General features: G+C 73.0%; 19 protein-coding genes, 2 tRNA genes and 1 pseudogene. 12 read left to right on the forward strand and 10 right to left on the reverse strand.

Going from position 1 to position 22394, the window contains the following annotated elements; translation table 11 throughout:
- Nucleotides 1-114 precede the first annotated feature (114 nt).
- From GA0074692_RS30335 to GA0074692_RS35085, 3 genes are all read right to left on the reverse strand, one after another.
- A complete protein-coding gene (locus tag GA0074692_RS30335) occupies nucleotides 115-1467 on the reverse strand; it encodes an ABC1 kinase family protein (RefSeq protein ID WP_091650830.1) in 1353 nt (450 codons plus the stop codon).
- A complete protein-coding gene (locus GA0074692_RS30340) occupies nucleotides 1464-2633 on the reverse strand; it encodes a PqqD family protein (RefSeq protein ID WP_091650833.1) in 1170 nt (389 codons plus the stop codon). The genes GA0074692_RS30335 and GA0074692_RS30340 overlap by 4 nt, the downstream gene beginning before the upstream one ends.
- A 192-nt stretch (nucleotides 2634-2825) precedes the next feature.
- Complete coding sequence (locus tag GA0074692_RS35085; RefSeq protein WP_170107818.1) at nucleotides 2826-2993, reverse strand: DUF5679 domain-containing protein; 168 nt, start codon at nucleotides 2991-2993, stop codon at nucleotides 2826-2828.
- A 534-nt stretch (nucleotides 2994-3527) separates the two neighbouring features.
- Here GA0074692_RS35085 and GA0074692_RS30345 point away from each other — a divergent pair.
- Nucleotides 3528-4058, forward strand: coding sequence for a M48 metallopeptidase family protein (locus tag GA0074692_RS30345; RefSeq protein ID WP_091650835.1), 531 nt, complete (start codon nucleotides 3528-3530; stop codon nucleotides 4056-4058).
- Between the two features lie 148 nt (nucleotides 4059-4206).
- A complete protein-coding gene (locus GA0074692_RS30350; protein ID WP_091650838.1) occupies nucleotides 4207-4815 on the forward strand; it encodes a hypothetical protein in 609 nt (202 codons plus the stop codon).
- Between the two features lie 176 nt (nucleotides 4816-4991).
- Here GA0074692_RS30350 and GA0074692_RS30355 read toward each other — a convergent pair whose 3' ends face one another.
- On the reverse strand, nucleotides 4992-6293 hold the full coding sequence (locus tag GA0074692_RS30355; RefSeq protein WP_091650843.1) for a zinc-dependent metalloprotease: 1302 nt from the start codon (nucleotides 6291-6293) through the stop codon (nucleotides 4992-4994).
- A 165-nt stretch (nucleotides 6294-6458) separates the two neighbouring features.
- On the opposite strand from GA0074692_RS30355, the gene GA0074692_RS30360 reads away from it, so the two are divergent.
- The 7 genes and pseudogenes from GA0074692_RS30360 to GA0074692_RS30390 all read left to right on the forward strand — a co-directional run bounded on the left by GA0074692_RS30360 (nucleotide 6459) and on the right by GA0074692_RS30390 (nucleotide 13008).
- Nucleotides 6459-7472: a YlbL family protein gene (locus GA0074692_RS30360; protein ID WP_091650847.1), complete on the forward strand. Its 1014-nt coding sequence runs from the start codon at nucleotides 6459-6461 to the stop codon at nucleotides 7470-7472.
- 138 nt (nucleotides 7473-7610) lie between these two features.
- Entirely contained in the window at nucleotides 7611-10613 is a 3003-nt protein-coding gene (locus tag GA0074692_RS30365; protein ID WP_176738628.1) for a UPF0182 family membrane protein, read from the forward strand.
- Between the two features lie 117 nt (nucleotides 10614-10730).
- Nucleotides 10731-10807, forward strand: a tRNA-Met gene (locus tag GA0074692_RS30370).
- 79 nt (nucleotides 10808-10886) lie between these two features.
- Nucleotides 10887-11025: pseudogene (locus GA0074692_RS36290) on the forward strand (C39 family peptidase); the annotation flags it as partial.
- 474 nt (nucleotides 11026-11499) lie between these two features.
- Entirely contained in the window at nucleotides 11500-12171 is a 672-nt protein-coding gene (locus GA0074692_RS30380) for a C39 family peptidase (protein WP_091650852.1), read from the forward strand.
- Between the two features lie 245 nt (nucleotides 12172-12416).
- Nucleotides 12417-12493, forward strand: a tRNA-Met gene (locus GA0074692_RS30385).
- Between the two features lie 269 nt (nucleotides 12494-12762).
- Nucleotides 12763-13008, forward strand: coding sequence for a hypothetical protein (locus GA0074692_RS30390; protein ID WP_091650855.1), 246 nt, complete (start codon nucleotides 12763-12765; stop codon nucleotides 13006-13008).
- A gap of 143 nt (nucleotides 13009-13151) precedes the next feature.
- Here GA0074692_RS30390 and GA0074692_RS30395 read toward each other — a convergent pair whose 3' ends face one another.
- Nucleotides 13152-14486 carry an ABC transporter substrate-binding protein gene (locus GA0074692_RS30395; protein WP_245730522.1) on the reverse strand — a complete coding sequence of 445 codons (1335 nt, stop codon included), beginning with the start codon at nucleotides 14484-14486 and terminating at the stop codon, nucleotides 13152-13154.
- 203 nt (nucleotides 14487-14689) lie between these two features.
- Between GA0074692_RS30395 and GA0074692_RS30400 the strand changes: the two genes are divergently transcribed.
- Nucleotides 14690-15523: a phosphoribosylaminoimidazolesuccinocarboxamide synthase gene (locus tag GA0074692_RS30400; RefSeq protein WP_091650862.1), complete on the forward strand. Its 834-nt coding sequence runs from the start codon at nucleotides 14690-14692 to the stop codon at nucleotides 15521-15523.
- 19 nt (nucleotides 15524-15542) lie between these two features.
- Here the strand turns inward: GA0074692_RS30400 and glpK are convergent, their stop codons facing one another.
- Both glpK and GA0074692_RS30410 read right to left on the reverse strand, forming a co-directional pair.
- Nucleotides 15543-17015, reverse strand: a complete 1473-nt coding sequence (glpK, locus tag GA0074692_RS30405; protein ID WP_091654323.1) for a glycerol kinase GlpK — start codon at nucleotides 17013-17015, stop codon at nucleotides 15543-15545.
- 32 nt (nucleotides 17016-17047) lie between these two features.
- Entirely contained in the window at nucleotides 17048-17509 is a 462-nt protein-coding gene (locus GA0074692_RS30410; protein ID WP_091650866.1) for an ATP-binding protein, read from the reverse strand.
- 124 nt (nucleotides 17510-17633) lie between these two features.
- Between GA0074692_RS30410 and macS the strand changes: the two genes are divergently transcribed.
- Together macS and GA0074692_RS30420 are read left to right on the forward strand one after the other, a co-directional pair.
- Nucleotides 17634-18878 carry a MacS family sensor histidine kinase gene (gene macS, locus GA0074692_RS30415; protein WP_091650870.1) on the forward strand — a complete coding sequence of 415 codons (1245 nt, stop codon included), beginning with the start codon at nucleotides 17634-17636 and terminating at the stop codon, nucleotides 18876-18878.
- A 133-nt stretch (nucleotides 18879-19011) separates the two neighbouring features.
- On the forward strand, nucleotides 19012-19677 hold the full coding sequence (locus GA0074692_RS30420) for a response regulator (RefSeq protein ID WP_091650873.1): 666 nt from the start codon (nucleotides 19012-19014) through the stop codon (nucleotides 19675-19677).
- Nucleotides 19678-19813: 136 nt separating this feature from the next.
- On the opposite strand, the gene GA0074692_RS30425 is transcribed toward GA0074692_RS30420, so the two are convergent.
- From GA0074692_RS30425 to GA0074692_RS30435, 3 genes are all read right to left on the reverse strand, one after another.
- Entirely contained in the window at nucleotides 19814-20386 is a 573-nt protein-coding gene (locus GA0074692_RS30425; RefSeq protein WP_091650876.1) for a DUF5709 domain-containing protein, read from the reverse strand.
- Nucleotides 20387-20456: 70 nt separating this feature from the next.
- Entirely contained in the window at nucleotides 20457-21176 is a 720-nt protein-coding gene (locus tag GA0074692_RS30430; RefSeq protein ID WP_245730524.1) for an ATP-binding protein, read from the reverse strand.
- 59 nt (nucleotides 21177-21235) lie between these two features.
- The gene (locus tag GA0074692_RS30435) at nucleotides 21236-22222 is read right to left on the reverse strand and encodes an SDR family oxidoreductase (protein WP_091650884.1); all 987 of its coding nucleotides are present in this window, start codon (nucleotides 22220-22222) and stop codon (nucleotides 21236-21238) included.
- Nucleotides 22223-22394 lie beyond the last annotated feature (172 nt).

A 22394-nucleotide genomic window follows, 5' to 3' on the forward strand; every position in this document is an offset into this window, starting at 1 on the left:
AGCCGGCATTCTCGGCCCCACCGGCGCATGGCTGGGGAGCCGGCATTCTCGGCCTCACCGGCGTGTAGCCGGGGAGCCGGCGTTCTCAGCTCCACCGGCGCGGAGCTGGTGTTCTCAGCCCGCTGGCGCGAAGCCGGGGAGCCAGCGTTCGAGGATTCCCCGGTAGGGGGCCTTCGCCTCCAGTTGGCAGAGCACCCCGATGGAGCCGAGCGTCACCCGGTGGATGAGCAGGTACGACGGGGGCAGGTTGAGCTGCCGGCCCAACTGGTAGGCCGACGACCGGGGGCTGGCGATCCGGGCCGCCTCGGCGCGAAGCCAGGCCCGGGTGAACTGGAACTCCTCGGTCGCCACCGGTGCCAGCATCGGCTGGACGAAGTCCAGCACCGCCTGCGCGTCGATCGGCTCGTCGGCGGGGACGAAGCCCTCGACCCGCAGCCCCTCCACCACCGCCTCGGCCTCGCCGCGCAGGGCCAACCCGGCCAGCCGGCCGATCGGCTCCGGCGTACCCTCCGGCATCCGGGCCACCGCGCCGAAGTCGATCACACCGAGCCGGCCGTCGGGCAGCATCCGGAAGTTGCCCGGGTGCGGGTCGGCGTGCAGCAGCCCGGCCCGGGCCGGGGCGGAGAGGTGCAGGACGGCCATCAACCGGCCCGCCTCGTCGCGCTCCTCCGGAGTGCCCTCGCGGATGATCTGCGCCAGCGGGGTGCCCGCCACCCACTCGGTGACCAACACCCGGGGGGCGGCGGCGACCACCGCCGGGATGAAGATCTCCGGGTCGTCCGCGTACGCCGCCGCGAACGCCCGCTGTGACTCGGCCTCCAGCTCGTAGTCGAGTTCCTCGGTGATCCGCTCCCGCAGCTCGGCGAGGAGCGGTTTGACGTCCAGGCCGGGCTGGATCGCCCGGAACATGCCACCCAGCCGGGAGAGCTGTTTCAGGTCGGCCAGGAGGGCGTCCCCGGCGCCCGGGTACTGGATCTTGACAGCGACCGGACGCCCGGTCGGCGCGGCCGACTTCCGCCGTCCGGTGGTCGCCTCCCGCCAGACCGCCCGGTGCACCTGGCCGATGCTGGCCGCGGCGGCGGGGGTGTCGTCGAACTCCAGGAACCGGTTCCGCCAGTCCGGTCCGAGCTGCTCGGCGAGCACCCGGTGCACGGTGGCCGCGGGCAGCGGCGGAGCCGCCTCCTGCAACTTGGTCAGCGCCTGCCGGTACGGCGCGGCGACCTCCTCCGGCAGGGCGGCCTCGAACACCGACAGCGCCTGGCCGAACTTCATCGCCCCGCCCTTGAGCTGCCCGAGCACGCTGAACAACTGCTCGGCTGTTCGTTGCTGGATCTCGGCGGAGATCACCTCGGAGGCCAGCCCGGTGACGCGCTTTCCCATGCCGAGGACGGTCCGTCCGGCGAAGCCGAGCGGCAGTGCGGCGAGCTTGGCGGTCCGGGACACGGCCCGGCGCGGGATATCCGTCACCCGGCCATTGTTACTGACCGAGCCGCCTCGGTGCTGCTCTGCTGCCGGGCCCGAGGTAGTGGGGTGGGTCTCGCGCTGGCGACGGGCCCGGTCGCCGGCGCCGCGCGCCTCGCTCGCCGGACGGAGTGACCGCAGCCGCAGTCGGGGTGTGGCGGCCAGAACCGCCGCCCGAACCGGCCGGCGCCGGCAACCTCGATCGCCGCGCCGACGGTCTCGGGAACCCCGCCGTCGACGTGGCTGAGCGACTCCGCCGTGGCCAGGGCGACGGCGGCGAGGAGGGTGGCGACCCCGCAGGCCGGGGCCGGATCGTCGCCGGCGAGCTGGGCGGCGAGCGCCGGCCAGGCCGGGTCGCGGTCCAACCGGTGCAGGTCGAGACAGTTGAGGCACGGTCCGACCGGGGGCCGGACCAGGGGACCGATCACCGGTACGCCGTCGCGGAGCGCGAGCATCAGGTGTGGCTGCCGACGGCGGGCGAACCCGGCGGCGAGCAGTGCGGCCGGTCGGTCGACGCCCACCTGGACCACCAGGTCGGCCCGGCGGCGCCGGACCGGACGGGTGACCGTGCTGGCCGCGGTACGGGCGATCGCGTCCGCCACCGCCTCGGCGGTGTGCCGGCCGACATCCGTGGGCAGAAGCCCGGCGCCGACCAGATCCGCCGGGCGCACCCGGCCGCCCAGGTCGGGCTCGACGTGCCCGACGCCAGCCTGGGCCAGGGCCACGGCGACCGGCCCGCCGAGCCGTCCCCCGCCGCTGACCACGACCCGGGCGGCCCGGCGACGCCGGAGCACCTGGGCCGGAGTGCCGGGCAGGTCGGCGGCGTTGAGGGCGAGCGCGTCCGCCTCGTCGGTCAGCCGGGCCCGGTCCGGGTCGGCGAGACCGGTGGGGAGCAGGGTGTGCGCGGCGACCACCAGCCCGGCGGCCCGGAGCGTCTCCAGCAGGCTGCGCGCGTCGTCGCGGTCGACGCGGATCCGGGTGGCGTGGTCGAGGATGTGCCGCTCGCTGTGCGCGCCGTCGAGCAGGTCGAGCAGCCGGACGGCGCGCGGGTTGGCCACCTCGAGCAGGACGGCCCGGCCGGGATCGAGGCCGAGCTGCAGCGTGTGACGGTCGCGCCAGAGTCGGGTGAGTCCGGGCAGCAGCGTCGGCCGGGGAAGTGTGGCATGGGTCATGGTGACCAATGGTGACCGTGTCCAGACCATCCGTCGATCGTTGTCCACAGCCCGACGGCGTTCTCTCCAGGGTTATCCACAACCCGCTGGCGGGTTTTCCACAACCGGCGGGTAACCATCTTGGTCACCGGACGGTCACAACGGGGAGGAGGCGGCCCCACAGCGTCGCCCCCTCCCCGGTCGGTCTGACGGTCAGACCTTCGCCTTGCCGAGAATCCGGTTCACTGTTGTGCCGCAGACCGGGCACTTGCCCTTGGCCATGTTCATGCCGGTCTTGGAAACCTCGACCTTGCCTTCGAAGTCGCGCTTCTCCTTGCACTTGACGCAGTAACCGTTGTAGGTCTGGGCCTGGTCGGCCACGGTGCCCTCCTCGTCTCGTCCGCCGGTTCGATGCCGGCGGCTGCCCGGCGGCGGGCCTCGGGGGCACCGGCGCTGGGATCTTCTGCGCGGTCACGCTCGTGACCGCTGGTCCGGCGGACCCTACCCAGGTGTGGGTGGTTCCATGTCAGCGATCTATCGACACTGTGAGCTAGTCGACGTCGAGAGTGTGCATGCCGAATTAGGTCGGATAAGTCAGTTTGGCGGGGACACGCCGGGTGAACCGTCCCGAAGTGGTCGACGGGCACCCCCGGTGCCGCCGTCCCAGGGAAGATCACCTAACGTGGAAAGGTCCGGGTCAAGGCCAGCCCGGCGACCCGCCACCGAGGGTGATCGGCGCGCCGTCCGGAGTCGGGTGGCGGCCTGCCGGATGGGCCCGCAAACATTTTTTTTCGGACTGGACGCCATCAACCTGGAGTTTCCGGGCGCGTGTCGGTGGGTTGACCCTTGCGGACCCCTGGTCAGAACGCATTAGCTTTCCCATGTGACCGGCACCCGAGGCTGCGCGGGCCAGTGATGGCAGGCGCGCGGAAACCCGTCGTCGAAGTGCGGCGCAGTCAGCGTCGGCGACGTACGGTGTCCGCGTACCGGGACGGGGAACGGGTGGTCGTCCTCATCCCGGACCAGTTCTCCCGGGCCGAAGAGACCGAGTGGGTCGACCGGATGCTCGCCCGGCTCGCGGCGCGCGAGGACAGGCCGGCCCGGAGCGACGCCGAACTGCTCCAACGAGCCCACCGGCTGATCGGCCTCTACCTGCCGGAGCACCGTCGGGCAGCGGTCCCCGCGAGCGTCCGGTGGGTGACCAACCAGAACGGCCGCTGGGGTTCGTGCACACCGGCCGACCGGACCATCCGCCTCTCGCACCGACTTCAGGACATGCCCGACTGGGTGATCGACTACGTCCTCCTGCACGAGCTGGCCCATCTCATCGTGCCGAGCCACAACGCCTCGTTCTGGGCCCTGGTCTGCCGCTACCCGAAGGCCGAGCGGGCCCGTGGCTACCTCGAGGGAATCGCGTCGGTGGCCGGCGGGCCGCTCACCGACTGAACCGACCCGCCGCCGGACCGTTGCCGACCCGCCGCCGGGACGCTGCCGACAGGGCTGACCCGCCGCCGGGCCGCTGCCGGGCCGCTGTTGCGGGGTCGCCGCCGTCCACGGCGCGGACGGCCCGAGCGGGGGAGGTTAGGGTCGGGTCGTGACCCGACGAGTGGTGGTGGCGTTGCTCGCCCCGGTGGCCTGGTCGCCGCCGGGCATCGACCCGGCGGACTGGCGACATGCCCTGGCCGAGGACGTGGTGGACCTCCTCGCCACCCTCCAGGAGGTCGAGACGGCGGTCGCGGTGACGCCTGCGGACCGGTCGCTGGCCGACGCGGTGGTCTGGCCCGGCACCCCGGTCGTCGAGGTGCCGGCACCGACCGTCGACGCGGTTCTCGCCGCGCTGGACGGGTACGACCAGGCCGCCGTGATCGCGGCCGACGCGCCGGACCTGCCAGGGCTCACCGTGGGCAAGCTGCTGCGTCCGTTGACCACCCGGCCCGTCGCGGTGGCTCCGGCCGAGGGGACCGGACCGGGGCTGCTCGGCCTCGCCGCCCGGCTCCCCGCGCCGGCGTGGCTGCCGGCGGTCGACCTGGACACCGCGCTGCCCACCGCGATCCGGGCCGCCGCCCCCCGTCCCGCCGACCTCGCGGTCACCGCCGCCTGGCGACGGGTACGCGGCCCGGCCGACTTCGCCACCCTCGACCCGGCGGTGGAGGGGTGGGAGGCGACCCGGGCGCTGCTCGCAACCGGCCACCTCTCCGTCTGACCGCATCACTGCCTGAACGCCCTGCGGCCACACCGCCTCACCGTCCTGGCGCCCACCGCCCAGGTGGTAGCAGGGGTCCCCTGCTCATCAAAAAACGACTGCAGGGGTCCCCTGCTACCACGCAGCGGGGCGCGCCGGTCGGCGGAAGCGGGACGCGGACGAGGTGATCGGGCTGGTCAGGACCGGTCGGTGTCCTGCGGGGGCGTGCCGTCGCCGCCCGGCGGCTGCTCCTCCGGGCCGCCCGGCTCCGCCGCGCCGCCCGGGGCGGCGAGGAACTCCTCCAGCTCGCCGAAGTCGAGCTGGGAACGGGCGAAGGCCTCCGGGTCGGCGAAGTCCTCGCCCGAGGGGAGCAGGTCCGGGTGGCCCCACACGGCGTCCCGGCCGGCGATCCCCCGGTGCTCGGTCAGCGCCGACCAGAGCGCCGCCGCCTCGCGCAGCCGGCGCGGCCGCAGCTCCAGGCCGACCAGGGCGGCGAAGGTCTGCTCGGCGGGCCCGCCGGCCGCCCGCCGCCGGCGGAACGCCTCACCGAGGGCGACCACGTTCGGCAGTCGCCCGCCGGCCGCGTTGTCCACCACGTGGCAGACCCAACCTTCGACCAGGGCGAGGGCGGTCTCCAACCGGGCCAGGGACGCCTTCTGCGCCGGGGTGTCCTCCGGCGTGAAGATGCCCTCCAGGGCGATCGCCCGCATCGACTCCGGGTCGGTCGGGTCGACCCGGCCCATCGCCTCCTCGATCGCCTCCCGGTTGACCCGGATCCCGGCGGCGTACGTCTCGACGGAGCTGAGCACGTGCCCGCGCAGCCACGGGACGTGCTGGAAGAGGCGCTGGTGGGCGGCCTCGCGCAGGGCGACGTAGAGGCGTACCTCGTCCTCGGGCAGTTCCAGGCCCGAGCCGTACTGCTTGATGTTGGCCGGGATGAGCGCCGCCGTGCCGGCCGGGCCGAGCGGCAGGCCGATGTCGCCGGCGGAGAGCACCTCGGCGGCGAGCGACCCGAGTGCCTGCCCGAGCTGCCCGCCGAAGAGCGCCCCGCCCAGGGTGGCCACCATCGACTGCATCGGACCGAGCTGGGCCCGCGCCTCCGGCGGAACCAGGTCGCCCATCGCGCCGACCATCCGGCTGGCCACCGGGTCGCAGAGCTTGCGCCAGACGTCGAGGGTCTTGTAGATCCACTCGTTGCGGTTCCAGGCGACCGGGGTCTGGATGCCCGACGGCCACGACGAGACCGGCTCCAGCCACAGGTCGGCCAGGCGCAGGGCCTCCTCCACGGCGTTGCGCTCGTACGGCGTGACGGCCGGGTCGCCCGAGGCGGCGAGCTGGCTGGCCGCCACCTGACGGGCCAGGTCCCAGTTGACCGGACCGCTGCCCGGTGCCGAGAGCAGGTGCTGCAACTGGCTCATGAACTGCTGCAGTTGCGCGGGGTCGTTGGGGTCTGGTGGTTGCCCACCCGGGAGCGCGAAGCCAAACGGAATATCAGGCACGGGTCTACGGTACGCGCGGCGCGCCGCTGGTCGCCGCCACCGGCGTTGCGCTGAGGGCGAAGTCGCCGACCGCGGTACGGGCCCGGCGGCCGCGGTGACGGGCGGGCCGCGCCGGTCGGTTCGTCGGCCCCGGAGGACGCCACACCGGTCGGTACGCTCTGCCGCATGAGACGTCGCGGTGTCACGGTCCTGCTCGGTGCTCTGCTCACCACCCTGCTCAGCATCGGAGTGCTCGCGGCGCCGATCCCGTACGTGGTGCTCGGACCCGGGCCGACCGTCGACACCCTCGGCACGGAGAACGGGGAGGAGATCATCAAGGTCGACGGCCGGGAGACCTCCACCTCGGCGGGACAGCTCCGGCTGACCACCGTCGGCGTGCAGCCGTCGGTGAAACTGCGGTCGGCGATCGCCGGCTGGTTCTCGCCGGACCGGGCGGTGGTGCCCCGGGAGTTGGTCTACCCGCCGGGGCAGAGCCGGAAGCAGGTCGAGGAGCGTAACGCCGAGGAGTTCACCGCGTCGCAGACCAGCGCCGAGACGGCCGCGCTGCGGAAGCTGGGCTACCCGGTCCAGGTGGTGGTCCGGACGGTGAGCGCGGACGGCCCCTCGGCCGGCCAGCTCCAGGTCGGTGACCTGATCACTTCGGTCGACGGCGAGCCGGTCACCAGCGCGAACGGGTTGACCGGGCTGATCCGGGCGCGTCCGGCGGGCTCGCCGCTGGCCGTCGGCTACACCCGGGGCGGGGTCGCCGGCACGGCCACCGTGACCAGCCGGGAGCAGGACGGCCGGCCGCGCGTCGGCATCGAGATCGAGCAGCAGCAGCCGCACCCGTTCACTCTGGAGATCGACCTCGGGGACATCGGCGGGCCGAGCGCCGGGCTGATGTTCGCGTTGGGCATCGTGGACAAGCTGGATCCCGACGACCTCACCGGCGGCCGGATCATCGCGGGCACCGGCACCATCGACGACGAGGGCCAGGTCGGGCCGATCGGCGGCATTGCCCAGAAGCTGGTGGGCGCCAAGGAGGCCGGGGCCAAGGTGTTCCTGGTGCCGGCGGCGAACTGCGCCGAGGCGCTGGCCAACCCGCAGCCCGGGCTTCCGCTGCTGAAGGTGAGCAGCCTGGACGAGGCGCTGACCGCCCTGGAGACGCTGCGCGCCGGGGGCGAGCCGACCCGCTGCTGACTTCCGCCGGGGGGACCGGAGGTCGGTCGATCGAACCGTGACCGTCAGCGGCGTGACCTTGACCCGAGGTGTCCAGGAACACCACGTACTCTTGTGGCCTGGTCGGATCCGGTCACAACGAGCGTGCGGAGCCCAACAGTGGTCATGCGTAGCACCCCCCTGCCAAGGATGAGCCGACGCGGACGCGTCACGATCGGTGTCCTGATCGGGGTGTTCGTACTCTTCACCCTGCTGGGTTGGGGCGTACAGGCGTGGACGGACTGGCTCTGGTTCGACGAGGTCGACTACACCGAGGTCTTCACCGGCGTCCTGCTCACCCGGGTGCTGCTCTTCCTGGCCGTGGGCCTGGGCATGGCCGCAGTGATCGGCGTCAACCTGTGGCTGGCCCACCGGCTGCGCCCCGGGCTGCGGCCACACTCCGCCGAGCAGGCCACCCTTGAGCGGTACCGGATGGTCCTCGGGCCGCGGATCGGCACCTGGATCCTGGTCGTCAGCGCCGTGGTGGGCCTCTTCGCCGGGCTGTCGGCGCAGAGCCGGTGGAGCCAGTGGCTGCTCTTCCGTAACGGCGGGGACTTCGGTGTGAAGGACCCCGAGTTCGGGGTGGACGTCGGCTTCTACGTCTTCCAGTTGCCGTTCCTGCGCTACGTGCTCGGGGTGGGCTTCACCGCCGTGGTGCTGTCCGTGGTCGGCGCGCTGGCCGTGCACTACGTCTTCGGCGGCGTGCGCCTCCAAGGGGTCGGCGACCGGATGACCAACGCCGCGCGTGCCCACCTGACCACCCTGGTCGCGGTCTTCGTCCTGCTCAAGGCGGTCGCGTACGTGCTGGACCGGCGGGCGATGCTGCTGGAGTACAACGACAGCGCCAAGCTCTACGGCGCCGGGTACGCGGACGTCAACGCGCTGCTGCCGGCCAAGGAGATCCTCGCCTACATCTCGATCGTGGTGGCCATCGCGATCATCGTCTTCTCCAACGCGGTGATGCGGAACCTGGTCTGGCCGGGCATCTCGTTGGCCCTGCTCGGGGTCTCCGCGGTGGCGATCGGCGGCATCTACCCCTGGGCGGTGCAGACCTTCGAGGTCAAGCCGAGCGCCCGGGACAAGGAGGCCCCGTACATCCAACGCAGCATCGACGCCACCCGGGACGCGTTCGGGCTGACCGACGTCAAGGCCACGCCGTACGGGGCGAACAACCTCACCCCGCCGGCCACCCTGGCCACCGACAAGTCCGTGGTGCCGAACGCCCGGCTGCTCGACCCGCAGTTGGTCTCCGAGACGTACACCCAGTTGCAGCAGGTCCGGGGCTTCTACGACTTCGGCCCGAAGCTGGACATCGACCGGTACACGGTGGGCGGCCAGACCCAGGACTACGTGGTCGGCATGCGCGAGATCAACTACGGCGAGCTGACCGACCAGCAGAGCAACTGGATCAACCGGCACACCGTCTACACCCACGGCTTCGGGCTGGTCGGGGCCCCGGCCAACCAGGTGGTCTGCGGTGGCCAGCCGTTCTTCGTCTCCGGCTTCCTCGGCGAGAAGGAGCAGGAGCGCTGCTCCGCGCAGACCGACCAGATCCCGACCGAGCAGCCCCGGATCTACTACGGCGAGCGGATGACCGCCGACGACTACGCGATCGTCGGCTCCACCGACGAGGACCGGCACGCCGAGTTCGACCGGCCCACCCCGACCACCGGGGGCGAGCAGTACTACACCTACACCGGCTCGGGTGGGGTGGAGGTCGGTTCGTTCAGCCGCCGGCTGCTCTACGCGATCAAGGAGCAGGAGTCGAACTTCCTCCTCTCCGAGGCGGTCAACGACAACTCCAAGCTGCTCTACGTGCGTAACCCCCGGGACCGGGTGGAGAAGGTCGCCCCGTTCCTCACCATCGACGGCGACCCGTACCCGGCGGTGGTCGACGGACGGATCCAGTGGATCATCGACGCGTACACCACGTCGGCGACCTACCCGTACGCCGAGCGGGTCAACCTCCAGCAGGAGACCACCGACGAGCTGACCGGACGGGGCACCTTCCAGCTCGCCCGGGAGAACGTCAACTACATCCGCAACTCGGTGAAGGCCACCGTCGACGCGTACGACGGCACGGTCCGGCTCTACGAGTTCGACGACGCCGACCCGGTGCTGAAGGCGTGGAACAAGGCGTTCGGCGGTGACCTGGTGACGCCGAAGTCGGAGATCCCGGCCGAGCTTGCCGCGCACTTCCGCTACCCGGCGGACATGTTCAAGGTGCAGCGCAACCTGCTGACCAAGTTCCACGTCACCAACCCGGGCGACTTCTACTCCGGTCAGGACTTCTGGCAGGTGCCGAATGTCCCGGACGCCCCGGACAGTGGGCAGAAGCAGCCGCCGTACTACCTCTACACGCAGCTTCCGGAGCAGGACGCGCCGCGCTTCCAGCTCACCTCGGCGGTCACCCCGAACGGCCGACAGAACCTCGCCGCGCTGATCTCCGGGTCGTACGTCGACGGGAAGCCCCGGCTGGAGGTGCTGGAACTGCCGGACCAGACCCGGGTCTCCGGTCCGGTCCAGGTGCACCAGCAGATGACCAACAACGCCAACATCCGGCAGCAGCTCAACCTGCTCTCCTCCAACCAGGCCCAGGTGCAGTACGGCAACCTGCTCTCGCTGCCCTTCGGTAACGGGATGCTCTACGTCGAGCCGGTCTACGTGAAGAGCAACCAGCAGGACGCGTACCCGCTGTTGCAGAAGGTGCTGCTCTCCTACGGTGACGGCGGCTCGTACGTGGTGCTCGCCAACAACCTGGAAGAGGGCATCAAGCAGCTCGTCGAGCAGGGCAAACAGGCCGCCCCGGGCACCACCCCGCCGCCGGCCGGGGAAGGCGAGACTCCGCCCCCGCCGGCCGGCGGCAACGCTCCGCCGCTGACCGGGGAACTGGCCACGGCCGCCCAGCGGGTGCAGACCGCCATCGCCGAGGTCCGGGCCGCGCAGACCTCCGGTGACTTCGAGCGGTACGGCCGGGCGCTGAAGGCCCTGGACGAGGCGATCAACGCCTTCCAGCAGGCACAGCAGGCGGCCACCCCGGCCACCCCGGCACCCAGTGGCAGTCCGTCCGCGCCCGCGCCGAGCAGCGCTCCGTCCTCACCGGCACCGAGCCCGAGCGGCTGATCCGGTCGGTTGCCGGGGCCCGTCCTGCCGATCCGGTCGGAGGAGGGGCCCCGGTGACCACGGGGAGGGGCCCGTTTTGCGGGTCCGCGTCGGGTTGCGCTAAGGTTAGTGAGTCGACGCGGGGTGGAGCAGCTCGGTAGCTCGCTGGGCTCATAACCCAGAGGTCGCAGGTTCAAATCCTGTCCCCGCTACCACGACGGAACGGCCCTCCGGTAACCACCGGAGGGCCGTTCCGCTTTCTGTCCTCGTACGCCTCGCCCGAGATTTCCGGTGCCAAGGGCCGACGACGCGCAGACCGACACTCTGCGCACAGATGTCGTCAAGGCCGTCGACAACCGGCGCGGCATCGTGGCGAACATCGCCGGCACTGCCACCGAACACCGACGGCGGTGTCCACTCCTTCGAGGGCGGCCCCCGGCCCCCTCGTCGATCATGGAGTTGGGGCACCGCCCAAACCTCGCAATCGTCACCAACCATGGCACCACAACTCCATGATCGACGGGGCGCGGCGGGGCACGGCGGGGGGTGGCGGGGGGTGTGTGCCGGGGTGTCGTGTTTGGCGTGCGGTACGGCCGGTCCGGGGGCCGGGTGCGGGGTGCGGGGCGGGAATCGGCTTGGGGGTGGGGGTGTTGTACAGGGTTCACCCCCGAGCACCCCGACCGGCGTCATCATGCCGGCACCCCGGGGGCGTCGTGCCCGCTGGCCGATGCTCTGCACGCCGGCTTCCGAGCCTGGAATGCCGGCCGGCCTGCGGGTGTTGTATATGGCTGGCGCACCCCGTGCGGGCTGAGGCCCCGGGACAGGCGCCCAGAATCTTTCCCCCTTTTCGGCGTGTGGCGTCCCCGCGCCCGTGCCATCCCCCGTGACGGAAAGGCAGGACACCCCCATGACCACGCTGATCCGTAAGGCTGCTCTGACCGCTGCTGGTGCCGCTCTCGTCGGTGGCGCCCTGGCCGCCCCGGCCACTGCTTTCGCCGCCCCCGCCAGCACGCACACCCCGACCGCCTCGGTGACCACTGACCGCGGCCACGACCGTGACGGTGGTGGCAAGGGCGGTAAGGAGCTGCGGGTGCGGTACGAGGCTCAGCCGAACTTCTACTACTGCGGTCCCGCTGCGGCGCGTAACGCGCTCACCACGATGGACAAGAACGTCTCGCAGGACGACATGGCCCACGAGATGGGCACCACCGAGAACGGCACCGACAGCGCCCACCAGATCACCAAGGCGCTGAACGTCAAGGCGGGTAAGGACACCTTCCGCACGGTGGAGATCTCCAGCGCCAAGGCCGACGACGCGCAGACCGACACCCTGCGCAAGGATGTCGTCAAGGCCGTCGACAACGGTCACGGCATCGTGGCGAACATCGCTGGCACCGCCACCGACACTGAAGGCGGTGTCCACTCCTTCGAGGGCGGCCACTACATCAGCGTCGTGGGATACCGTGACGGCGGCGAGACCGTGAAGATCTCCGACTCCGCCAACCCGGACCAGTCCTCGTACTGGATCACCACCGACGCCCTCGCCGACTGGACCGCCACCCGCGGCTACTCCGCCTGACGAGAACAGCATGACCGGGCCGGCCCCCTGCGACAGGGGCCGGCCCGTTGTCGCACGTCCGGACCCACCCCCGCCCGTTCGGCGCGGTATGCCCGTACTGCCGCCGGCCGATCACGGTCCGGCACCCGAGCCGCCGTGCGGGCGGCACCGAACGGCTCGGCTCGGCACCGAACGCAGCGCCGAACGCCCGGTCCGGCACCCCGCCCGATACGGCCGGACGGAGTGCGATAGAGTGGTTCTACCGACGCGGGGTGGAGCAGCTCGGTAGCTCGCTGGGCTCATAACCCAGAGGTCGCAGGTTCAAATCCTGTCCCCGCTACCACGCAACGAGGGCCCTCGGAAACTGTCCGAGGGCCCTCGTTGTTTCCGTTCCCCGTGTCCTTCCCACGCGGCCCGGCGGGCCCGAGCGGCGTGCCCCGGATGGGGGCTCCGAGCCGCGCACACCTGGAAGGGGTCCCGAGCCGGCGTACCCCCGGACGCCCACCGGCTGCGATCGGCCACGCCGAAACTGGACGAGGCCGGTGGGGAGGGTGGGCCAGCCGGGGCGGCGATCGGGGTGCCGTTCTTGCCTGCCTCGGCGAGGATGGGGACATGTCTTCCTGGAACAGGTGGTGGGGCCGGCTCGGTGCCGTCCTCGGTGCGGTGGTGCTCTCCGTGTTCGTGCCGGTCGCCGCGTGGGCGTCCACCGGCCCGGGTGAGCTGGTCGTGGAGGCCGCGCGGCGGCGCTCCCGCGGCGGTGGTTTCGGCCTGGTCGGCCTGCTCTGCTGTCTCGTGGTGGTGGCAGTGGTGGTGCTGTTGCTGGTGCGCATGATGCGGGGCCGGCGCGGCCCGCGCTGAGGCTCGGCCGGGTGAGGGCGGGCGGCGACCCACCCGCCCGGTACCGCCGCGCCGGCTGGTCAGACGGCCCGGGAGATCGGGTCGCGGCCGGTCAGTCGGCTGGCGCGGCGGGCGGGTAGCCGGCCACTGCGCTAACCGGATGGTCAGACGGCCAGCGCGGCGGCGGCCTGCGCCATGAACCGCCAGGCGGCGGCCCGGATCGTCGACCGGCCGGACTGCATGCTCTCGGCGGCGGCGACCAGCAGGTGGCTGACATCGGCGTGCCCGGTGGGCGGCGGCGGGGGTGCGGCACCGAACGTGTCGGTGACGCCGAGTTCGAACGTCGCCGAGGCCCGGACCGCCGCGTCCCGGATGGTCGGCTCCACGAACTTGCGGATGTTGAGGTGCGGGCTCAGGCCACGGTCGTAACCGAGCACCCGGCCGGCCTCGACGTTCGTGGTCAGAAAATTGATCACGTCGGCCACCAGGTCCGGATGGCGGGTGCCCCGGAAACCGGCCCAGTACATCGACGCCCGGGCCCACTGCGCGGCCGCCGGGCCGGGGCAGCCGACGATGCCGAGTTCGTCGCGGCTGTGGCGCTGGAATTCGACCAGTTCGTTCGACCAGGCGAACGAGGCGGCGGTGTGCCCGGTGACCACGAGCTGTCGGGCCGGCCCGCCGCTGTTCGCCCGCCGTACCAGCGCCGCGCTCGGGGTGGCCCGGGCGGCCCGGGCCCGCTGCCACAGCTCGAACCAGTCGATCAGCTCGGGGGAGTCGAACCCGAGCTTGCGCCCCTGGTAGAACTCGCTGCCCCGGGACCGCAGCCAGAGCCAGAGGGCCCGGTGGTCACCGGAGGGATCCATGGTGCCGGCGACCCGTCCGTCGCTGGCCCGGGTCACCTCGGCCGCCCAGGTGAGGTACTCCGGGTAGCTCATCCCGGTGCGCGGGGCCGGTAGGTCCAGCCGGGCCAGCAGGTCCCGGTTGAAGACCAGGGCAGCCGCGTTCTGCGCGGCGGCCACCGCCATGGTGCGCCGCTCGACCTGGCCGTACCGGACCAGCCCGGCGGGCAGACCACGGAGGTCGAGCCGGCGGTCGGCCACGTAACCGGTCAGGTCCAGCAGGATGTCGCGGCGGGCGTACTCGGTGAGGAAGGCGTCGTCGATCTGGAACAGGTCCGGGACGTTGCCGCCCACCGCCTGGGTGGCGAGCCGCTCGTAGTAACCGTCGAGGCCCTGCCAGGTGACCCGGAAGGTCACCTGGGGGTTCTGGTCGGAGTAGAGCCGCAGCGCCCGCTCGGTCAGTTGGGCGCGGCGCGCGTTGCCCCACCAGAACACCGACAGCTCGACCGGCCCGCTCTCGGTCAGGGCCGCCGGTTCGCCCCGGCAGCCGGTCAGCCCGCCCGCCGCGACGACCGGCAGGCCGAGCAGACCGGCGAGCATCCGTCGTCGCCCCGGGTCGACGCCGGTGCGGCGGGTGGTCGGGTACGGGAGTGCGGGCACGGTCGACTCCTGGGGCGCCGGGTGGGATCGGCCCATTCACCCAGGTGACGTCAGCAGGTGTCAACGTCCGGCGGGACGGGACCTGCGGCCCGGAAAGCCAGTGTGTCGGGACGTGGGTCCTGGTGGCCGGTGCGGTCCCACGGGGGTGCGGTGCGGACGGACAGGAGACGGGGGCCGCTCCGTCTCGTGGTCTACTAGGCCGCGTGGAACTTCTGCACTCCGGCAAGGTACGGGACGTCTACGCCGACGGAGACGACCTCCTCCTGGTCGCCTCGGACCGCATCTCCGTCTACGACGTGGTGCTGCCCACCCCGGTCCCGGACAAGGGGCGACTGCTCACCGCGCTCTCGGTCTGGTGGTTCGAGCAGCTTACGGAGATCGTCCCGAACCACGTCATCTCCACCACCGACGTGCCGGCCGAGTTCGCCGGGCGGGCGATCCGCTGCCGTCGGCTGGAGATGGTCCCGGTCGAGTGCGTCGCCCGTGGCTACCTGACCGGAGGCGGCCTGAAGGAGTACGAGCGCACCGGCGCGGTGTCCGGGGTCGAGCTGCCCCGAGGGCTGGTGGAGGCGTCGATCCTGCCCGAACCGATCTTCACGCCGTCGACCAAGGCGCCGATCGGGGAGCACGACGAGCCGATCACCTACGAGGAGGTGGTGGCGAAGGTCGGCCCGGAGACCGCCGAGCGGCTGCGGCAGATCACCGTCGACGTCTACCGCCGGGGTGCGGAGATCGCCGCCGACCGGGGCATCCTGGTCGCGGACACCAAGATCGAGCTGGGCTGGACGCCGGACGGCACCCTCGTCCTCGCCGACGAGGTGCTCACCTCCGACTCGTCGCGGTTCTGGCCGGCCGAGTCGTACCAGCCGGGCCGCCCCCAGTTCTCCTACGACAAGCAGTACGTCCGGGACTGGGCGGCGGGCAGCGGCTGGAACAAGCAGGCCCCGGCCCCCGAGGTGCCGGCCGAGGTGGTCGAGGCGACCCGGGCCCGCTACGTCGACGTCTACGAGAAGCTGACCGGCAACCGCTGGCAGTGAGGCCCGTCGGCCGGGGTGTTCACTCGACCCAATCGAGGGTGCGTCGCACCGCCTTCTGCCAGTTGCGCAGCTCCCGCTCGCGGTGGCCGGCGTCCATGCCGGGCGTCCACTGCGCGTCGGCCCGCCACTGCCCGCGCAGGGTGGCCAGGTCCGGCCAGAAGCCGACGGCCAGGCCGGCCGCGTACGCGGCGCCGAGGCAGGTGGTCTCGGTGATCCGGGAACGCACCACAGGCACGTCGAGCACGTCGGCGAGGAACTGCATGAGCAGCGCGTTGGCGGTCATCCCGCCGTCCACCCGCAGCCGGCGCAACGCCACGTCGGAGTCGGCGTTCATGGCGTCCACCACGTCCCGGGTCTGCCAGGCGGAGGCCTCCAGCACCGCCCGGGCCAGGTGCCCCTTGGTGATGTAGCCGGTCAGCCCGGCGACGACGCCCCGGGCGTCGCTGCGCCAGTGCGGCGCGAACAGCCCGGAGAAGGCCGGGACGACGTAGCAGCCCCCGTTGTCGTCGACGCTGCGGGCCAGCTCCTCGACCTGGGCGGCGGTGGAGATCAACCCGAGGTTGTCCCGTAGCCACTGCACCAGTGACCCGGTGACCGCGATCGCCCCCTCGAGCGCGTACGCCGCCGGCTGGTCGCCGATCCGGTAGGCGACCGTGGTGAGCAGGCCATGGCTCGACGGCACCGGGCTCGCCCCGGTGTTGAGCAGTAGGAAGCTGCCCGTGCCGTAGGTGCACTTCGCCTCGCCGGGCTGGAAGCAGGTCTGCCCGAACAGGGCGGCCTGCTGGTCACCGAGAGCGCTGGCCACCGGCACCCCGGCGAGCACGCCGGTGGCGGTGGCGTACACCTCGGCGGAGGAGCGGATCTCGGGCAGCATCCCGGCCGGCACGTCCAGCGCGTCGAGCAGCTCCGGAGCCCAGTCCAGGGTGGTGAGGTCCATCAGCATCGTCCGGCTGGCGTTGGTCACGTCGGTGACGTGCCGGCCGGTGAGCTTCCAGATCAGCCAGCTGTCCATGGTGCCGAAGAGCACCTCGCCGGCCTCGGCGCGCTCCCGCAGCCCGTCGACGTGGTCGAGCAGCCAGCGCAGCTTCGGTCCGGCGAAGTAGGTGGCCAGCGGCAGCCCGGTGCGGGAGCGGAACAGCTCCTCGTCCAGCCCGCGCAGGATCGGCTCGGTACGGGTGTCCTGCCAGACGATCGCGTTGGCCACCGGCCGGCCGGTGGCGCGGTCCCAGACGAGGGTCGTCTCCCGTTGGTTGGTGATGCCGACCGCGGCGAGCCCCTCCGGGCCGAGGCCGGCGCCGGCCAGTGCCTCCTGGACGACCCGTTCCACGTTGGCCCAGATCTCCTCGGCGTCGTGCTCCACCCAGCCGGGCCGGGGGAAGACCTGCCGGTGCTCACGCTGGGCCACGGCGACGATCTCGCCGGAGCGGTCGAAGACGATGCAGCGGGAGGAGGTGGTGCCCTGATCGATGGCGGCGACATGTTCCGGGCTCACCCGGAGCACCGTACCGGTTCGGGCGGTCCCCGTCAGTCCCCGTGTCCGGCGCGCTGGGGGGCTTCCAGGACGGCGCTGATCCGTACGGTGGTGCCGGCCGTGCCGGTCTCCACCTGCATGGTGTCGCTGAGTTCCCGGGCCAGCCAGAGTCCCCAGCCGCCGGCGGTGTCCGGCGCCGGCCGTTGCCGGTCGTGCAGGCGTTGGACGCTGATGCCCCGGCCGTGGTCGGAGACCTCGCAGAGCACGCTCGCGGCTTCCCGCCACAGCCGTAGCCAGCCCTGGCCACCGCCGTGTCGGACGGCGTTGGTGATCAGCTCGTTCACGGCCAGGACGAAGTCGTCGAGGCGTTGTCCGGACAGGCCGGCGGCATGCACGCAGGAGGTGACGGAGTGCCGCAGCTCCGTCACCTGAGCCTGGTCGAAGGCTTCGGCGATCAGCAAGGAACGTTCGATGGGCACAACCGTACGCGCTGTGGGGCGCTCGGCGTTCGTCATGGCCCGTACCGCCCCTGCGTTCCCGAGGTTGTTCGTGGCATTTCCACCCTACGTCACGGTATGTCATGCGAACCCGTCGCCAACCAGACGGGTTCGTTCCCGCCGATGTGGCATCCTGCTGGCCATGCCGACCCCGCCCGGCGGGCTGGAGGTGCCGCTCTGGCGGGCCATCGCCGTCTACCGCGTCGCCGCGCTGGGGTACGTCTGCGTCGTCATGCTCCGCGACCTCGATCGGTACGCCCACCCGCTGGCCGCCGGGCCGGCGCTGGCGGCGATGGCGGGCTGGACGGTGGTCACCGCGTACGCGTACGCCCGACCGGCCCGGCGGGGGTGGCCGCTGCTCCTGGCCGACCTCGGCGTCGTCCTCGGGATCCTGCTGCTCAGCCCCTGGGTGGTCGGCCGCGCGGCGCTCGCCGCCGGGGTGCCCGCCCTCGCGGTCGCCTGGCTCGGTGGCCCGGTGCTGGCCTGGGCGGTCTCCGGCGGCCGGCGGCGCGGCGCGGTGGCCGCGCTGGTGCTCGGCGCCGGAGACCTCGCGGTCCGCGGCTGGATCACCCCGTCGGCGCTGAACGGCGCGGTCCTGTTGTTGCTCGCCGGGGTGGTGGTCGGGCACGTGGCACGGCTGGCGGTGACCGCCGAGGAACGGCTCCAGCGGGCGGTCGAACTGGAGGCGGCGACCCGGGAACGGGACCGGCTCGCCCGGGACATCCACGACTCGGTGCTCCAGGTGCTCGCGCTGGTGCAGCGGCGGGGGGCACACCTCGACGGTGAGGCCGGTCAACTCGCCCGGCTCGCCGGCGAACAGGAAGCAGCCCTGCGCGCCCTGATCGCTGCCGGCCCGCCGTCCGGGTCGGCCGGTTCCGCGTCGGCCGGTCCGGCGTCGGCTTCCGGCGCGCCGTGCGGGCCGGTGGTTCCCCGGCCGTCGGTGGGCCCGGGGTTCGGGCCGGCGGGTGTTCCGGTGCCGGCGGGGCACGGTCCGACCCTGGACGGGCGGCGGGACCTACGGGACCTGATCCGTCCGTTCGCCGGCCCGGCGGTGTCGGTGGCCGCCCCCGCCACGACCGTGCCGCTGCCGGCGTACGCCGCCCGGGAGGTGGCCGCCGCCGTCGCGGCGGCGCTGGACAACGTCGCCCGGCACGCCGATGGCCGGGCCTGGGTGCTGCTGGAGGACGAGGGAACGGTGGTACGGGTCTCGGTGCGCGACGCCGGCCCGGGTATCCCGCCCGGCCGACTCGACGAGGCCGCCGCGCAGGGCCGCCTCGGCGTCGCCCAGTCCATCCGGGGCCGGCTGGCCGACCTCGGCGGGACCGCCACGATCACCTCCGCCCCCGGTGAGGGCACCGAGATCGAGTTGGTGCTGCCGCGCGACTGAGCCGCCCACCCGCCACGTCGTGGGGCTGTCCCGCACCGCCGCCACGTCCGGCCGGCTGTCCCGCCCGGCCCTCGCCGGCAGGTCGGCGTGCCCGACCGGGACGGGGGTCGCGGCGGCGGCCTAGGGTGGCGGCATGGGCGAGGTCGAGGCGGTCCGGGTGATGGTGGTCGACGACCACCCGATGTGGCGGCACGGGGTGGCGCGCGACCTGACCGAGGCGGGGCATCTGGTGGTGGCCACCACCGGGGAGGGCCACCAGGCCGTCCGGATCGCCTCCGCGGCCCGACCCGACGTGGTCGTCCTCGACCTGCACCTACCGGACGCGGGCGGGGTCGAGGTGATCCGGGGCCTGCGGGCGGCGCTGCCCGAGGTGCGAGTGCTGATGCTCTCCGCCAGCGGCGAGGAACAGGACGTGCTGGAGGCGGTGAAGGCGGGCGCCACCGGGTACCTGCTCAAGTCGGCCGCCGTGGCGGAGTTCCTGGACGCCGTCCGGTGCACCGCGCGCGGTGAGGCCGTCTTCACCCCGGGACTGGCCGGTCTGGTGCTCGGCGAGTACCGGAGACTGGCCGCCCGGCCCGGAGCACCAGCCGGTGACGGCGGCACGCCCCGGCTCACCGACCGGGAGACCGAAGTGCTGCGCCTGGTCGCCAAGGGGCTGTCGTACAAGCAGATCGCCGAGCGGCTGGGGCTCTCGCACCGGACGGTGCAGAACCACGTGCAGAACACACTGGGCAAGCTGCACCTGCACAACCGGGTCGAGCTGACCCGCTACGCGATCGCCCGCGGCCTCGACGACTGACCGCGCCCCCCGCGACCTCGGGACCCGGGCCGGCTCGGGATGCGGCAGAACGGGGTGTCGAAGGCCGCTGACAGCCCGTTCTGCCGTATGTCGTGCGCGGCAGAGGGCGGGCGCGGCAGAGGGCGGCGGCGCGGGGTCAGTGTGACTCGGGCGGGCGGGTCTCGTGGACGGCCAGCTCCTCGGCGCTCGCGCCGCCCCCGGCCGACCCGGCGTCGTACGCGACGGAGTCGGTCTCGCTGTCGCTGCGTACCCCCTCGTCCGGCTCGACGAGCCGACCGACCTGGGCGTCGGCGACCCCGCCGAGCTGACCGTGGTCGTAGAGGGAGACCGGGGAGTGCGGGTCGGAGGTCGGGCCGGCGTTCACCACGTCGGCGTCGAGTTGGGCCTGCGCGGCGGCCTCCTCACTGTCCGCCTCGGCCGCGATGTCCGGGTCGACCGGCCCCGCCAGCGGGTCGTCGGCCGGACGCTCGTACTGTTCGCGGTCGAGCTTGTAGTCCAGCGATTCGCCGTCGAGCTGTTCCTGGGCGGTGGCCCCGAACCGGTCCACGGCCACCGGCGTACGGTCACCGGGCAGTTGCGCCGGCTCCGGACCGTCCGCCTCGCGACCGGTCTCGACGTCGTCGTTGGCGGTGGAGTCGTCGTCGGCGGTGTCGGGCAGGCCCTCCGCCTCCGGATCGGACACCGGGGTCGGGTACTGGTCGTCGCGCATGGCTGATCACTACCCACTGCCCACCCGGGATAACCGCGTCCGGTGGGCCGGAGCCGACCCCACCGGGGGACTAACCGGGCAGACCGGCCTCGTCCTCGGCGTGCAGCACCGCCCAGACCAGCTTTCCGTCCCGCAGCGGGGTGCATCCCCAGCGGCGGGCCACCGTGTCGATCAGCAGCAGTCCCCGGCCGCCGGTCGAGGTGAGCGGAGCCTGCCCGGTGAAGCGGGGCGTGTGCGGGCTGTGGTCCCGTACGCCCAGCCGCAGCACGCGGTGACCGGGGGCGAGCCGTACCGTCATCGCGGTCCGCGCGTGGGCCACCACGTTGTTGACCATCTCGGTGACCGCGATGGTCGCCGCCTCCACCAGGTCGGCCAGGTCCCACCGGGCGCAGCCGGCGGTGACCAACTCGCGGGCCTGCCGCGCCGCGCCGACGGTGGGGGCCAGGTCCACGGTGAGCGACCCCCCGGACGGCAGGCCGGCGAGCGCCAGGGCCGGGCTCGACCAGACCGGAGCCCCGTCGACCGTCCAGCCGCCGGCCGGATCGCAGACCAGCAGGTCCGCCGCGGGCCAGTCGGCGATGGTCCGGCGTACCTCGGTGAACACCGTACGGACGGTGGGGTCGGTGATCCGGAGCCCGGAGAGATCCACCACCACCGGGCCGGTGTGGTCGCCGAGTCGGGCGAGCAGCGTGTCCCGCACCGTGCCGACGTCGGTGCGGTCGAGCACGCCGGTCAGCCGAACCAGCGCCGGCCCGTCCGTCTCCACCTGGCATCGCACGTCCGTCGGCATAGTTGCCCTATTGTGCACGCCACCTGGGGGACGCGCATCCGGTCGGTCGGGCGGTCGGTTCATGGGCCGGACCGGACCCGTCGGGCCAGGACGACGGCGGTGCCGGCGGCGGCCAGGCCGAGCGCGGTGCCCATCCGGACCAGCTGCCGGCGGCGACCGTGCCAGCCGCCCTCCGGCTCGGCCGTGGCGTCGGCGCGGAACACGTTGCCGCTGTCGTCGGGGTGGGCCGCCGCGCCGAGTTGGGTATGCGCGGCGTACCAGCCGAGGGCCCGTTCGGTCAGCGCCGGGGCCATCCGCCACTGCAGGCCGAGCAGGCGGGCGGCCCCGCCCGCGTACGCCTCCCGGCGGGGCCGGCGGATCAGCCGGACGATCGTCTCCGCCACCAGACCCGGCGGGTAGACCGGCGGTGGCGGGGCCAGCTCCCGGCCGGTGTGGTTCGCCGCGTGCGCGAAGAACGGCGTGTCGATGCTGGCCGGCAGCACGGTGCAGATCGAGACAGTGTGCCGGCCGGTGACCCGGAGCTCCTGCCGGACCGTGTCGGCGAACCCCCGGACCCCGTGCTTGGTGGCGTTGTAAGCCGACTGGTACGGCATCGCCACCTCGGCCAGCACCGAGGCGTTGTTGACCACCACCCCGCCGCCGGCAGCGAGCAGGTGCGGCAGCGCGGCCCGGGTGCCGTGCACCACGCCGAGCAGGTTCACCTCCACCACCCGGCGGAACTCGTCGGCCGGGATCTCGTCGAACAGCCCCACCGCGCTGACCGCCGCGTTGTTCACCCAGGCGTCGATCCGGCCGAACTCGGCCGCCGCGCGGGCGGCGAGGTGCCCGACCCGCTCCGGGTCGGTGACGTCGGTGGGGAGGACCAGCGCCCGGCCGCCCAGCCGCCGGCAACGCTCGGCCACCTCCGCCAGGGCGCCCGCGCTGCGCGCGGCGAGCACCACGTCGGCGCCCCGGCGGGCCAACGCGCAGGCGGTGGCCGCACCGATGCCGCTGGACGCGCCGGTGACCACCACGGTCGACTCGTCGAGGCTGCGGGTGAGAGGCATCCTCCACCCGTACCCCGGTCCGCCGGTTGCATGCCTGCCGTCGAGGGTGGCGGCGATCCGGCCTCGCCGCCGGCATGGCCGGCCATCCGGCCCTGCCGCCGGCCACGCGGGTCGCCCTCGGGTCGGCTGGCACGCGGGGCGCGACTGGTCCGACCGATCCTGATCTGCCAGG

Source organism: Micromonospora pallida, from assembly GCF_900090325.1.
Lineage (GTDB): Bacteria > Actinomycetota > Actinomycetes > Mycobacteriales > Micromonosporaceae > Micromonospora > Micromonospora pallida.

What these genes read in the sequence shown, in the direction of transcription:
- GA0074692_RS30340 (WP_091650833.1), bottom strand. Translation starts at nt 2,633, where the DNA reads ATGACCCATGCCACACTTCCCCGGCCGACGCTGCTGCCCGGACTCACC.
- GA0074692_RS30345 (WP_091650835.1), top strand. Translation starts at nt 3,528, where the DNA reads ATGGCAGGCGCGCGGAAACCCGTCGTCGAAGTGCGGCGCAGTCAGCGT.
- GA0074692_RS30360 (WP_091650847.1), top strand. Translation starts at nt 6,459, where the DNA reads ATGAGACGTCGCGGTGTCACGGTCCTGCTCGGTGCTCTGCTCACCACC.
- GA0074692_RS30380 (WP_091650852.1), top strand. Translation starts at nt 11,500, where the DNA reads ATGACCACGCTGATCCGTAAGGCTGCTCTGACCGCTGCTGGTGCCGCT.
- GA0074692_RS30390 (WP_091650855.1), top strand. Translation starts at nt 12,763, where the DNA reads ATGTCTTCCTGGAACAGGTGGTGGGGCCGGCTCGGTGCCGTCCTCGGT.
- GA0074692_RS30410 (WP_091650866.1), bottom strand. Translation starts at nt 17,509, where the DNA reads ATGACGAACGCCGAGCGCCCCACAGCGCGTACGGTTGTGCCCATCGAA.
- macS (WP_091650870.1), top strand. Translation starts at nt 17,634, where the DNA reads ATGCCGACCCCGCCCGGCGGGCTGGAGGTGCCGCTCTGGCGGGCCATC.
- GA0074692_RS30420 (WP_091650873.1), top strand. Translation starts at nt 19,012, where the DNA reads ATGGGCGAGGTCGAGGCGGTCCGGGTGATGGTGGTCGACGACCACCCG.
- GA0074692_RS30425 (WP_091650876.1), bottom strand. Translation starts at nt 20,386, where the DNA reads ATGCGCGACGACCAGTACCCGACCCCGGTGTCCGATCCGGAGGCGGAG.
- GA0074692_RS30430 (WP_245730524.1), bottom strand. Translation starts at nt 21,176, where the DNA reads ATGCCGACGGACGTGCGATGCCAGGTGGAGACGGACGGGCCGGCGCTG.
- GA0074692_RS30435 (WP_091650884.1), bottom strand. Translation starts at nt 22,222, where the DNA reads ATGCCTCTCACCCGCAGCCTCGACGAGTCGACCGTGGTGGTCACCGGC.